The sequence below is a fragment of the Halomonas sp. genome (genome assembly GCF_033549285.1).
Classification (GTDB): Bacteria; Pseudomonadota; Gammaproteobacteria; order Pseudomonadales; family Halomonadaceae; genus Halomonas.
This window is the reverse complement of the sequence record NZ_JAWSUJ010000008.1, coordinates 19,180-31,427: the sequence shown is the minus strand read 5'-3', so window position 1 is coordinate 31,427 and position 12,248 is coordinate 19,180. Positions and strand designations below refer to the sequence as shown.

The 12,248-nt window shown below is 56.5% G+C and carries 12 protein-coding genes and 2 pseudogenes; 10 read left to right on the top strand and 4 right to left on the bottom strand.

Going from position 1 to position 12,248, the window contains the following annotated elements; all coding sequences use genetic code 11:
• Positions 1-53: 53 nt before the first annotated feature.
• The 6 genes from SCI24_RS03280 (at position 54) to SCI24_RS03255 (ending at position 6,157) form a co-directional block, all read left to right on the top strand.
• Positions 54-1,058 (top strand): TIGR03842 family LLM class F420-dependent oxidoreductase, encoded by a 1,005-nt coding sequence (locus SCI24_RS03280; RefSeq protein WP_412928926.1) that lies wholly within the window; start codon positions 54-56, stop codon positions 1,056-1,058.
• Positions 1,059-1,193: 135 nt separating this feature from the next.
• Complete coding sequence (locus SCI24_RS03275) at positions 1,194-2,426, top strand: Zn-dependent hydrolase (RefSeq protein WP_318723981.1); 1,233 nt, start codon at positions 1,194-1,196, stop codon at positions 2,424-2,426.
• A 32-nt stretch (positions 2,427-2,458) separates the two neighbouring features.
• Positions 2,459-3,622, top strand: a complete 1,164-nt coding sequence (locus tag SCI24_RS03270; RefSeq protein WP_318723980.1) for a Re/Si-specific NAD(P)(+) transhydrogenase subunit alpha — start codon at positions 2,459-2,461, stop codon at positions 3,620-3,622.
• On the top strand, positions 3,622-3,909 hold the full coding sequence (locus tag SCI24_RS03265; protein WP_318723978.1) for an NAD(P) transhydrogenase subunit alpha: 288 nt from the start codon (positions 3,622-3,624) through the stop codon (positions 3,907-3,909). The genes SCI24_RS03270 and SCI24_RS03265 overlap by 1 nt, the downstream gene beginning before the upstream one ends.
• 3 nt (positions 3,910-3,912) lie before the next feature.
• Entirely contained in the window at positions 3,913-5,307 is a 1,395-nt protein-coding gene (locus SCI24_RS03260) for an NAD(P)(+) transhydrogenase (Re/Si-specific) subunit beta (RefSeq protein ID WP_318723976.1), read from the top strand.
• 97 nt (positions 5,308-5,404) lie between these two features.
• Positions 5,405-6,157, top strand: coding sequence for an outer membrane protein OmpK (locus SCI24_RS03255; RefSeq protein ID WP_318723975.1), 753 nt, complete (start codon positions 5,405-5,407; stop codon positions 6,155-6,157).
• A 114-nt stretch (positions 6,158-6,271) separates the two neighbouring features.
• Here the strand turns inward: SCI24_RS03255 and SCI24_RS03250 are convergent, their stop codons facing one another.
• Together SCI24_RS03250 and SCI24_RS03245 are read right to left on the bottom strand one after the other, a co-directional pair.
• On the bottom strand, positions 6,272-6,922 hold the full coding sequence (locus SCI24_RS03250) for a TetR/AcrR family transcriptional regulator (RefSeq protein WP_318723974.1): 651 nt from the start codon (positions 6,920-6,922) through the stop codon (positions 6,272-6,274).
• 607 nt (positions 6,923-7,529) lie between these two features.
• Positions 7,530-8,381: pseudogene (locus tag SCI24_RS03245) on the bottom strand (IS1380 family transposase); the annotation flags it as partial.
• A gap of 109 nt (positions 8,382-8,490) precedes the next feature.
• Here SCI24_RS03245 and SCI24_RS21530 point away from each other — a divergent pair.
• The 4 genes and pseudogenes from SCI24_RS21530 to SCI24_RS03235 form a co-directional block, all read left to right on the top strand.
• Positions 8,491-8,604 (top strand): annotated as a pseudogene (locus tag SCI24_RS21530) (helix-turn-helix domain-containing protein); the annotation flags it as partial.
• Between the two features lie 107 nt (positions 8,605-8,711).
• Positions 8,712-9,020: an integrase core domain-containing protein gene (locus tag SCI24_RS21525; RefSeq protein ID WP_412928943.1), complete on the top strand. Its 309-nt coding sequence runs from the start codon at positions 8,712-8,714 to the stop codon at positions 9,018-9,020.
• Between the two features lie 24 nt (positions 9,021-9,044).
• Positions 9,045-9,572 carry a hypothetical protein gene (locus SCI24_RS21520; RefSeq protein WP_412928922.1) on the top strand — a complete coding sequence of 176 codons (528 nt, stop codon included), beginning with the start codon at positions 9,045-9,047 and terminating at the stop codon, positions 9,570-9,572.
• Positions 9,554-10,381: a transposase gene (locus SCI24_RS03235; protein ID WP_318723973.1), complete on the top strand. Its 828-nt coding sequence runs from the start codon at positions 9,554-9,556 to the stop codon at positions 10,379-10,381. Before SCI24_RS21520 ends, SCI24_RS03235 begins: the two co-directional genes overlap by 19 nt.
• Positions 10,382-10,480: 99 nt before the next feature.
• On the opposite strand, the gene SCI24_RS03230 is transcribed toward SCI24_RS03235, so the two are convergent.
• The gene (locus SCI24_RS03230; protein WP_318723972.1) at positions 10,481-10,921 is read right to left on the bottom strand and encodes a DMT family transporter; all 441 of its coding nucleotides are present in this window, start codon (positions 10,919-10,921) and stop codon (positions 10,481-10,483) included.
• A 57-nt stretch (positions 10,922-10,978) separates the two neighbouring features.
• Complete coding sequence (codA, locus tag SCI24_RS03225) at positions 10,979-12,235, bottom strand: cytosine deaminase (protein WP_318723970.1); 1,257 nt, start codon at positions 12,233-12,235, stop codon at positions 10,979-10,981.
• Positions 12,236-12,248: the final 13 nt, after the last annotated feature.

The window sequence follows — 12,248 nt, the reverse complement described above, 5'->3', positions numbered from 1 at the left end:
GATAAATCTTCAATACGTCAACATCAAACAAGCACAACGAAAGGAGTAACACCATGGAATTCGGCATCTGTTTCAAGGGATTCGTCAGCCCCGACCGCGCTCGTGATCTGGTCAAGCAGGCCGAGGCAGCCGGCTTTGACTATTGCTGGTTCTACGACTCCCACATCCTTTGGCGGGAATGTTACCCGGCCATTGCCATGTGCATGGAGCACACAACGAAAATGCGCTTTGCCCCTTGCGTCACAAACCCCAATGCTCGGGACTGGTCATTGGCAGCCAGCCTGTTCGGCAGCCTGGCAAAACAAAGTGGGGGACGCTTCGATATCGGCCTGGGACGTGGCGACAGCTCAGTGCGCGTCATGGGCAAGAAACCGGCAACGCTGGCTCGCCTCACCGAGTTCACCCAGAAGGTCAAGGCCATGGTACGCGGCGAGGAAGTAATCTACGGGGAGTGCCCAGAACCGGTCAAGTTCCCGTGGGCCGACGGCTACGAGTTGCCCGTACATATCGGTGCCTATGGCCCCAAGGCCCTGCAGACGGCCGGCGAGGTAGGCGATGGCGTCATCCTGCAGATCGGTGACACCTACCTGGTCGAATGGCTAGGCAAACAAGCAACCAAGGCGGGTAAGGATGCCGGCCGTGATATGTCAGATTACAAAGTGATCGTTGCGGCACCCGCCTACTTCGGTGACAAGGAGAGCTGCATCGAAGCCACCAAGTGGTTCCCTGCAATGGTCGGCAACCACGTTGCGGATATTGTCGAGAAGTATGGGACCGACAGTGGTCTGGTACCTAAGAGCCTCACCGACTACATCGAGAAACGTAAAGGCTACGACTACTCCAAGCACGGTCAGAGCGACAACCCCTACCTCGATTTCATCACTCCCGAGATCGTGGATAGCTTCTGTGTTCTGGGTCAGCCCGAGGATCATATTGCCAAGCTGCAGAAGCTGCAGGAGGCCGGCATGACCCACTTCAACATCTACCTGGACAACGGTGACGAGGAAAACATCATCGCGCAGTACGGTGAGCATGTGATTCCCCGCTTCCGCGGCTGATCCGAAAGCGCCGGTGAGACCATCACCGGCCCCCCATCAAGTAGGCGTGTTCGGGCAACCATAAGTGTGCCCCTTAATGCCCATGAGCTCCGAACACGCCATTCCCATATTTCAATAATGCATTTCGAGGAATATATGAAAGACATTCGCATCAACAAGAAGCGCCTGTGGGACAGCCTGATGGAAATGGGCGAGATTGGCGGCACCGAAAAGGGTGGCTGCTGCCGGCTAGCGCTGACAGATCTGGATAAGCAAGGCCGCGACCTCTTCGTCAAATGGTGCGAAGAAGCAGGCTGCAGTATCACTGTAGACAAGATGGGTAACATCTTCGCCCGCCGCCCTGGCAAGAACAACGCGCTACCTCCGGTCGCCATGGGAAGCCACCTGGATACCCAGCCTACTGGCGGCAAGTTCGACGGCGTCTATGGTGTGCTGGCTGGCTTGGAGATCTTCCGCACTCTAAACGAGCAGGGCATCGAGACCGAGGCGCCACTGGAGGCGGTGGCGTGGACGAACGAAGAAGGCTCTCGTTTCCCGCCGGCGATGGTCTCTTCGGGCGTATTCGCCGGCGCCTTCGACCTGGAGTACGGCCTGAGCCGTGCCGACCTCGACGGAAAAACAATGGGCGAGGAGCTGCAGCGCATCGGCTATGCCGGCAGTGCCGAGGTAGGCGGTCGCCCCTTCAAGGCCTTCTTCGAGGCCCATATCGAACAGGGGCCGATCCTCGAGGATGAGCAGCAGCAGATCGGAGTGGTGACCGATGCTCAGGGCCAGCGCTGGTACGAGATCACTCTGACCGGTCAGGAGTCACACGCCGGTCCGACACCGATGCCCCGCCGCCGAGACGCCCTGGTGGGCGCTGCCCGCATCGTCGACATGGTCAACCGTATCGGAATGGAGAATCAGCCCAACGCCTGCGCCACCGTAGGCTTGATGCAGGTCTTTCCTAACTCAAGAAACGTCATCCCCGGACAAGTGTTTTTCACCGTGGACTTCCGACACCCCGATGCGAGTGTGCTGGAACGAATGGATCAGGCTCTGAGAGAGGGGGCGGAAGGCATCGTCGGGGACCTCAAACTGGAGATGGACTTCGAGCAGATATGGTACTCACCGCCGGTTCCGTTCGATCAGCAGTGCGTCGCTTCTGTGCGCAAGGCTGCTGAGGAACTCGAGCTCAGCCATCGCGAGATGGTCAGCGGTGCCGGCCATGACGCCTGTTACATCGCTCGCGTAGCTCCTACATCCATGGTCTTCGTCCCCTGTGAGAATGGCATAAGCCACAACGAGCTGGAGCGTGCAGACGCTGATGACCTGGCTGCCGGCTGTAATGTCCTCCTCAAGGCGGTGGTGGAGCATGCCAACGCCTGAGAAGGCTATCAATTACATCCAGGAGAATAACAATGCGACTATCTGTAATGCGCGAACGCTACCCTGGTGAGACCAGGGTAGCCCTGACCCCCGCCAATGTATCGGCTCTGACTGGACTCGACTGCAAGGTCTTCGTTGAGACAGGTGCCGGCGATGCAGCCGGTTTTTCCAATGACAGCTACCGCGATGCGGGTGCCGAGATTCTCGAGACTCGTGCTCAGCTGCTCGACAAGGGCGAGATCATCCTCTGTGTCGACGGTTCGCACGAGGAAGCGCTGGCCGATTTGCGCGAAGGCCACATCTGCATCGGCATGCTCGATCCCCTGACTCGATCCGATCGCTTCCACGGACTGGCCGAACGGGGCATCACCAGCTTGGCGATGGAGCTGGTGCCGCGCATCAGCCGCGCCCAAAGCATGGACGCACTCTCCTCCATCGCCACCCTGGCCGGCTACAAGGCCGTGCTGATGGCGGCCTCCCAGGCGCCAAGGATTTTCCCGATGATGATGACGGCAGCAGGCACGCTGAACCCGTCACGCGTTTTCATTATGGGTGCTGGGGTAGCCGGACTGCAGGCGGCCGCCACCGCCAAGCGCTTGGGCGCAGTGGTGGAAGCCTATGACGTACGTCCTGCAGCGCGCGATCAGATCCTCTCCGTGGGCGCAAAACCCATTGAACTCGATTTGGACACCTCGTCTAGCGAGGGCCAAGGCGGATATGCCAGCGAGCAGGATGACGACTTCATTAGACGCCAGCGTGAGCAGATGAGCGACGTCCTTGCCCAGCAGGATGTAGTGGTGACTACGGCGGCAATTCCCGGCGCGAAGGCCCCAGTACTGATCACAGAAGAGATGGTAAAGGGCATGAAAAATGGAGCCATCATTGTCGACCTCGCTGCGGAACGAGGTGGCAACTGCGAGCTCAGCCAGCCCGGTGAGACGATCACGGCCTACGGAGTGACCATCATCGGACCAAGTAATATCGCGGCCACTCTGCCCCACCACGCCAGCCAGATGTATGGCCGCAACATGGAGAACCTGCTACGTCACCTACTGGATGAAGAAGGCAAGCTTACGCTGGATTTCGAGGACGAGATTATTGACGAGACCGTCGTGACTCATCAAGGAAAAGTGCACGCGTTGCGTATCCGCGAGCGCCTCCCCATCGTTCAGGTCCGTGAAGAGGAGACAGCCTGATGGATATGCTGATCATGCAGATATCGCTCTTCGTGTTGGCCGTCATTTTGGGGGTCGAGTTGATTACCAAGGTCCCGGCTACGCTACATACTCCACTAATGTCAGGCAGCAACGCCATTTCGGGCATAACTGTGGTTGGAGCACTGCTTGCCGCTGGCTCAGGAGAAGTCAGCGGAATTTGGGTCTCCATTCTCGGCATGGTCGCGGTCACCCTGGCCACGATCAATGTGGTCGGGGGATTCCTGGTCACCAACCGCATGTTGAAAATGTTCCGCAAGAGAGGCTGATCCATGAATGTATCGTTCGTCAATCTATTCTATCTGGCTTCGGCGGTGCTATTCATCACCGGGATTAAAGGCCTGACTCGCCCCCGCACTGCCGTACGCGGGAACTTGCTGGCATCCATCGGCATGCTGTTGGCGGTTGTCGTGACACTGCTGAATCAATCGATCCTTTCCTACGGATGGATCCTTGCCGGTGGCCTTATAGGCGCAACGGTGGGCATACTGTTAGCTACTCGTATTCAGATGACCGCCATGCCGCAGATGGTCGCTTTGCTGAACGGGTTCGGTGGCGGCGCTTCTCTGTCCGTCGCCGTCGCGAGCTTTCTGTCTACTGCCGGGCCGGTCGCTGCTACCGGAGCCATCAGCTTACTGGCAATCGGCCTAACTGTATTGATTGGTGCTGTCACACTGACTGGCAGTGCAGTGGCCTTCGGCAAGCTTCAGGAACTACTGCCCGGCAACCCCATGGGCTTCAAGGGCATCACGCTATTCAATGCAGCCCTACTTGCCTTGGCCGTAGTGATCGTAGCGACCCTGACCGCTGGAAATGGAGGCATTGGGCTGCTGCTACTATTAACGTCCATCGCACTAGTGTTGGGGATAACACTTGTCATCCCCATCGGTGGCGCCGATATGCCCGTCGTCATTGCCCTACTTAACTCTTACTCCGGCATCGCGGCTGCAGCTGCAGGCTTCATCATGGGTAATACCGTGCTGATTGTCTCCGGCGCTTTAGTCGGCGCCTCCGGATTGATCTTGACTCGTATCATGTGCGTGGCCATGAATCGATCTTTGGCAGGTGTGCTGTTTGGCTCGCTATCCGAAGACGGCGGTGAGGCTATAGATGCCGATGAAGTGTACGCCGGCAAGGTCAAATCCTCCTCCGCTGAGGAAGTCAGCATGCTTCTGGAAACGGCTCAGCGCGTAGTGATTGTGCCCGGCTTTGGTATGGCCATGGCACAGGCACAGCATGCGGTGAGAGATTTGTCTGACACCCTGGAAAGGCGCGGTGTGGAAGTGATCTATGGCCTGCACCCCGTCGCCGGCCGCATGCCGGGACATATGAACGTACTACTAGCAGAAGCCGAGGTGGATTACGACAAGATGCAGCCCATGGACCAAGTAAACCCGAGTTTTTCTCAGACCGATGTGGTCATCGTCATCGGTGCCAACGACGTCACCAATCCCATGGCGCGGGAAGACAAGGGAAGCCCGATCTATGGCATGCCTATTCTCGATGTTGACCAGGCACGCACAGTGGTAGTGGTAAAGCGTAGCCTTAGCCCTGGCTTTGCCGGACTTCCCAATCCGCTGTTCGCCAAGGACAACACACTGATGCTGTTCGGCGACGGCAAGCAAGCAATTCTCGACCTGACTGGCTCGCTGAACGAGGCGGCCTGAAGCGAGAAACTTTGGGGTGTCGCTTCGGCACCCCTTCCACACACGTGAGTCCATTCATCCAAGGCGGCTTCACGACAACAAACACAAGAGATACACCATGCGACACTATAATCACTACATTGCTATTTCCTGCCTATTTATAGCTGGCATTTCCACGGCCCAAGCCGAGAAGCTTTTTTCAGACTCTAGTATATCGCTGCTACACAGTGACCAGTATGAAGCTTTCGGACGTGAACAGCAGGAACATACTTTCTTCACTTTCGAGAACGTCACGGCCCATGATTGGGGGGGCACCTTCTTTTTCATCGACGCCAACCAAGGACATGGCAGTGCCAGTGGCCAGGACGATGTCTATGGCGAATTTTCACCCACGCTAAGCCTGAACTGGTTGACTGGTCAGGATTTCTCAGCTGGTCCACTCCAAGATATTTCCTTGGCGGCTACCTATGAGTTTGGGGGTGAAACGGATCTGAATAATTATCTGACGGGTTTCAGCCTGTCTTGGGATGTCCCCGGTTTTCAGTATGTCAATACAGCCTTCTATCACGCCAACAACAGTCAGATCGACAATGATCTTCAGTTGACACTCACTTGGGGTGCCCCATTTGAGCTGGGAGCGGCACGATTCCTTTTCGATGGGTTTCTGGACTACTCCACGGCGGAGTCTGATCACAAGTCCGAGCTTAACTTCACGCCACAGCTGAAGTTGGACATCGGCAATTTCAGCGGCAACCCGGGCGTACTCTATGCCGGTATCGAGTATGCATATTGGCGTAACAAATATGGTCTTTCAGATGATGTCATGGATACCGAGAGCTCAGTAAGCGCATTAATCAAATTCCATTTCTAATGTTAAGACGGAAAGCATAAGCTCAGGGGGCTGCAGTGCAGCCCCCTGATCTATATCGGGTCTATGTCGGGAGTTATAGCTTCCCACATCAACTAATTTCCAAGCGGGATGTTTTCAATACCCTTTTAGACCAAGCCCCTTGAGCAACACATGCACCAGGAAGTCCCCTGCCCTTCGGAAATCTTCTTCGTCAAGCTCACTCTTACCTAGCGCTAAACTGATCTGCGAGGAGAAATCTGCATAGGTCTGAGTGGAAGCCCAAATTGTAAAAAAGAGATGCTCGGGATCAACAGGATCCATTTCCCCGCTATCAATCCAGCCATGAACCAGTTCAAGATCAGCTTCAAGCTGGGGTAGGAGATCATTTTCTAGATAGAACTGCAGATGGGAAGCTCCGCTAATAACTTCGTTAGCAAATACTTTTGACCCATAAGGGCGAACTCGTGAAATCTCAAGTTTTCCACGAATATAGTTCTCCAGCATTACCGCAGGTGTGTCGCCAGCTTGCTCCATCAATGCCATTTTCTCGATCCATAGATCAAGAATATGTTTCAGCACATTTTCATACAGACTTTCCTTAGACGAGAAATAATACAGCATATTCTGCTTGGAAAGACCTGCCTTTTCGGCAATAGCTTCTAAAGCAGCGCCATCAAATCCATGCTCTGCAAAAATAATTTCGGCAGCATCAAGGATTCTCTGCTCAATAGCTCTACGACTGGCAGAACGACGTGATGACTTGTTATCGGCAGCGGGTTGACTCATGTTTCTCTCGATCGTTTTGTCACATTAAGCCTCTCCAATCGGCTAAGCACCATCACAAAAGAAGCATATCATTGGCACCTCTGCCAATAGTATCGGACGACAGCCCAGCAGGGAGATCCGACGACAGAGTACTGAAATGTCTTTCTGTACCCACCCGATAAAGCCTGCTTATTCATGAGGACGGCCAGAGAAACATATTTCTTTAATGAAATTTTCTTTAAAAACAGCATATTAAGTCAGAATGCGGGTTGCGAGAAACTATCAACATCAGGATAAACTATATCTTCCATGGCGCACTCATTCAATGGCTCTGTCCGCGTCGAGCTGAGCTGCCAGCGCACCACCAGCGCCACTGATCCCGCCTCATTCACGAGGGCTCTGATCGGGCGGTCTGAAGCTGCTGATCCGTAGCATCGCTCATCAGGATCCGTATCGCTGGCGTGTGAGCCTGATGAGAAATGCCCGGATCCTGCTTTTTTTCGGTCTTTTATAACTTCCTGGAATCAAATCTGACCGTCAAAGCAGCCGTTGGCGCCGGCCGCCGCTGCGGTCGTTCGCTTTCTGGTGCGGTGGTGGTCTCGCAGGGGCGTCAGCTCAGCGCGGCCAGCTACGGCAGTCCCTTCAGCAAGGTAGGCCACCATTTGTCGGCATCGTCGCCGAGGTGGACGGTGATGCGCCGGCCGTGCAGCGACTATGTAGCGGCAATCTTGAGCACCTGCTCGCGCATCCGGTTCAGACTCCAGCCTTGCCGGGTCTGTCCCTCCAACAGGCAGCGCAGGCCATGCAGGACCTGGTAGGCGTAGATGCTCAGCAGCAGGCTCATCTCGTTGCTCGCCATCACGTCCTGAACAGTGGAGGCGCCGCGATCGGTCGACGAGAGATGCACGTCGAGCGCAGACTTCACCTCGCCCATGTGCGCTTCGGCGCTGCCGCGCTTGCGGTAGAGCACCAGGACCTTCTCCAGCGGCCAGTCGAACTTACTGAGGTTGGTGACCAGGAAGAAGGCATGCAGCAACAGGTCATCGGGGCGCTCCTGCACCACCAGCACCACACGCCGAGGCGACGGCCAGGAACCGGTTTGGTACTCAAGGTCGTGGCACCATTCTCGGGGATGCTCGGGCGGCCGGCCTCGTGGCCGCTTCAAGCGCGGTGACGCCAGTTTCTGCAGACCCTTGTTGCTGCGTAGCCGCCCCAGGTACTGGATGTTGCGCTCTTCCAGGGCCTCCAGTGTCGCGTTGTCGGTGAAACCGGGGTCGATGCGTCCCAGTACCCGGGCCCCAGTGCTCTCGTTGAGCCGCCGTACCAGGTGCGGGATCCAGATATCGGCATTCTTGGCCGGGCCGGCGTTACCCTCGCGCAGCAGGCCACCCACCATGTCGCCGGTTTCAGCCAGCGAGGCGAACAGCGGCGAGTAGATCCGTGCCCCGTAAAGACCATGAAACGCCGAGCCGCCCTGATTGTTAATGGCCAAGTAAATTGCCCCACCCCCCGAGGTGGCAGCGTTGCCACCGTCCACCTACCGTGTCGGCTCAGCAAAGGGTCAGGACGGAGACGTGAAGGACTGGGGAATGATTCACAGGATCAAAGGGCTACACGATGACGGACAGGGCCTGTCCATCCGCGCCATCGGTCAGGAGCTGGGCATCTCGCGCAACACCGTCCGCAAGTACCTGCGCCAGGACGTGCCCACCATCGAGGCGGCGCAGTCGAACCGCGATCGCGAAAAGAATTCCGAGACCTTGAGGTCAACCAGCGTTTCCACGAGTACGCCACCACCGCCGGCTTCCGGATCCATGCCTGCCGTGGCTACGACCCGGAGAGCAAGGGCAAGGTCGAGGCCGGCGTGAAGTACGCCAAGCAGGACGCCTTTTACGCCGAGACCTTCCGCGACGAGGCTGACCTACGGGGCCATGTGCAGCAGTGGCTTGATGAGTTTGACAACGTGCGCACCCACGGCACCACCGGCCGGCAGCCGAGGGCGCACTTCGCGACCGAGGAGCAGGCCCACCTTCGCCCTTACCTAGCGCCGGCCCAAGTGGCGCGGGATGCCGACGGCCTGGCACCGCGCCAGGTCGACAAGACCGGCCTGATTGCCTGAAAGGCCAACAAGTACTCGGTGCCCATGGTCTACCAGCAGGGCCGCGTCGGCGTCCGGGAGCAGGACGGCAGGCTTGAGATCCACGAGCTGGAGAGCGGCGACGTGATCGCTGCCCACGCCCTGCACCTGGGCAAGGGGCACACCACACGCAACGAGAACCACTACCGCGATCACCGGCAGAAGGAAGCGGACCTGGAGCAGGCCATCGTGCGATGCCTTGGCGAGCCCCTGGGACGACTGCTCTGCGCGCGTCTGCGCGAAACCATGCCACGTCAGTACAAGGATCAACTGCGAGGCGCCAGGCAGCTGCTGGAGAGCGAGGCCGAGCTGGACCTGGCGTTGATCGGTGACTGGGTCACCCGAGAGCGCCTCACCGCCGGCGGCCTCAAGGAGCGCCTTGCGGCGGCTAGGCTGGCCAAGGCGCGCGGGCGGGACGGCGATAGCGACACGCCGGCTGGGTCCCGGCACGTCGCCCCCAGACCTTACTCAGTACGCCCGACTTGGCCGCTCCAGCGGCCAGCAGGAGGTGACCCATGGGGCAGATTGAGCTGACCGCTGGGCGCTACCGCAGCCTGCGGCTCGGCGCCATCGCCGGTAATCTCACCGACCTGCTGGACCGTGCCGAGGCCAACGAGGTCTCCTACCTGGCCTTCGCCGACATGCTGGTCGAGCACGAGCGCCAGACCCGCGAGGCCAAGCGGATCGACCTCTACCGCCGCCAAGCCGGCTTCCCCAGCGACAAGCGGCTGGAAGGGTTCGACTGCCGGCACCAGACCACCATCACCAAGCGCCAGGTCAACGCCCTGCTCGACTTCGCCTTCCTCGACAATCGCGATAACTCATCGGCCCGCCGGGGGTGGGCAAGATCAGTGCGCAAGAAGGAGCGCCGGAAGCAGGGACACCCCAAGTCGCTGAGCTGGGCACTACTGAAAAGCCTGGAAAACAAGAACCTGACGCCCAAGCAGATAGCGACGCTCCAGGAACTGGTGGCCGACCAGAGCGCCACGTCCGATGCCTGGGTGATCAAGGAGAAGCTGCGCTGGATCCAGAAGGCCCCGACGCCGCGAGCAGTTCGGTGGCGCATCACGAACTACCTCAAGATCATGAAGTCAGCGGTTATGGAGAAACCATTGCTGAGGCCGGTGGGGAAGGCCCTGGCGACGCTGGAGCGCCGCGCCGACGCGGTGGTCAGGCGGTGGATCTCAGGACTGACGAACGCGCGATTGGAAGGAATGAACGGCCTGTTCCAGGCGGCTCGAACACGCGCACGCGGCTACCGGAACGAGGCCAACTTCATCTCCATGATCTACCTGATTGGCAGTCCTGTGGGGCGCCTGTTCGATAAGGCCAAATCCACGTGAAGTGACTAAGAACCGGATTATATGCCGTTTCTCTATCTTGCTTTCGCTCGATGGCCTTTCGGTTTCACGCTGATCTCGAAGAACCTAAATTAAGCGGATTCAAAATTTACGAATAAGAATAACTCCAGAGAAGAGGAGTAGTACTCCTAGGACTCTTGGACCAGAAATGGCATGTTGGGGAAATCCCAGCAGACCAAAATGGTCGAGAAGAGTAGATGCAAGCATTTGACCAGCTACGACGAGCGCCAGCAAGGTGGCTGCTCCTAGCTTGGGCGCAAAGATGACCATTACGGTAACATAGAAGGCCCCAAGCAGCCCGCCAGACCAGCTCCAAGCAGGTATGTCTGCTATTTGCTGCCATGCCGGGAGTGCAAGACGTAGTAGTCCGGCAGCAGCCGTCAGTACCAAGGTCCCGACACCAAATGAAACGGCTGCAGCCCACAAAGGATGCCCCCAGTCACGAGCAAGGCCAGCATTGATGCCGGCCTGCATGGGCAACATGGAGCCTGCTACCAATACGGTAAGGAAGTGAAGCCACATATCACTCTCACATTTAGAGCACACCCGGGGGAACAAGGAATTATTAACCCCACAGAGTTACGCATTTACCGATAGGTGTTTGGGCGTAACGACCTGGGCAGGTTCACGCTGAAAAATTATCTGTCCTTGACGGATCGAAAGCAGCACATCACTTTGCCGACGTAGTACATCATAATCATCCTCACCATCCAGAAGAATGCAATTAGCTGGCTTGCCTGGCGCAATACCATAATCCTTCTCAATTCCCAGTGTACGAGCGCTGTGGTCGGTTATAAAATCTAATGCGCGAACAAAATCTTCGTGCCCCATCATGTGACAGATATGAAGTCCAAAATCCAAAACTCTTAGAAGCCTGCCATTACCCAAAGAATACCATGGATCACGTATCGAATCTTCGGCAAAGCATACATTGATGCCTGCTGCATCTAGCTCTTTGACACGTGTTACCCCACGCCTTTTTGGGTACGTATCAAAACGACCTTGCAGATGGATACTTTCTGTTGGACAAGAAATAAAATTAATACCAGAGTGCTTCAAAAGTCGAAACAATTTTGAGCAATACGCATTGTCGTACGAGTGCATAGCAGTAGTATGACTTGCCGTAACCCTGCTACCCATACCAGCAAAAAGTGCCTCAGCAGCTAATACCTCAAGGAAACGAGAATTTGGATCATCAATCTCGTCACAATGAACGTCTACAAGGCAGTCATGCGCACCTGCTAAGCGAATAATTTCTTTAAGTGACGACTCACCCATTTCCCGAGTATATTCAAAGTGTGGAATTGCACCGATAACATCAGCACCAGACTCTATCGCCTGTTCCATTAATTGAAGTCCACGAGGATAGGATAGCAAGCCTTCCTGAGGAAAGGCCGCAACCTGAATATGGATCTTATCACTCAACTCATCTCGTAGAGAGCATAGAGTCTTGAGCCCAACCAGGCTGGGATCGCTAATATCAGCGTGAGTGCGCACATACTGCACACCGTGGCTAACTAGCTGTTCAAGAGTTTCAAGTGCTCGATTGCGAATATCATCAGGCTCGAGCATTGACTTTCGATCTGACCAACACTCAATACCCTCAAAAAGCGTGCCACTCTTATTCCAACGTGGCTGACCAGCTGTCAAGGCTGCATCTAGATGGATATGTGGTTCAACGAAAGGAGCACATACCAAACGCGATCGAGCATCAATGGAGCCAGTATCAGATGTAAGCTGTCGATCCTGGGGAGTGATACTTGAAAAATACGCGCCGTCGAAATCGATTGAGTACAGCCCTGAGCTCCCCCGCAGCCTAGCATTTACAATCTTCATATAACCCCCTGAA

Bases quoted from the DNA above. Each gene is read 5' to 3' on its own strand.
- SCI24_RS03280 (WP_412928926.1), top strand. From the start codon at position 54: ATGGAATTCGGCATCTGTTTCAAGGGATTCGTCAGCCCCGACCGCGCT.
- SCI24_RS03275 (WP_318723981.1), top strand. From the start codon at position 1,194: ATGAAAGACATTCGCATCAACAAGAAGCGCCTGTGGGACAGCCTGATG.
- SCI24_RS03270 (WP_318723980.1), top strand. From the start codon at position 2,459: ATGCGACTATCTGTAATGCGCGAACGCTACCCTGGTGAGACCAGGGTA.
- SCI24_RS03265 (WP_318723978.1), top strand. From the start codon at position 3,622: ATGGATATGCTGATCATGCAGATATCGCTCTTCGTGTTGGCCGTCATT.
- SCI24_RS03260 (WP_318723976.1), top strand. From the start codon at position 3,913: ATGAATGTATCGTTCGTCAATCTATTCTATCTGGCTTCGGCGGTGCTA.
- SCI24_RS03255 (WP_318723975.1), top strand. From the start codon at position 5,405: ATGCGACACTATAATCACTACATTGCTATTTCCTGCCTATTTATAGCT.
- SCI24_RS03250 (WP_318723974.1), bottom strand. From the start codon at position 6,922: ATGAGTCAACCCGCTGCCGATAACAAGTCATCACGTCGTTCTGCCAGT.
- SCI24_RS21520 (WP_412928922.1), top strand. From the start codon at position 9,045: ATGGTCTACCAGCAGGGCCGCGTCGGCGTCCGGGAGCAGGACGGCAGG.
- SCI24_RS03235 (WP_318723973.1), top strand. From the start codon at position 9,554: ATGGGGCAGATTGAGCTGACCGCTGGGCGCTACCGCAGCCTGCGGCTC.
- SCI24_RS03230 (WP_318723972.1), bottom strand. From the start codon at position 10,921: ATGTGGCTTCACTTCCTTACCGTATTGGTAGCAGGCTCCATGTTGCCC.
- codA (WP_318723970.1), bottom strand. From the start codon at position 12,235: ATGAAGATTGTAAATGCTAGGCTGCGGGGGAGCTCAGGGCTGTACTCA.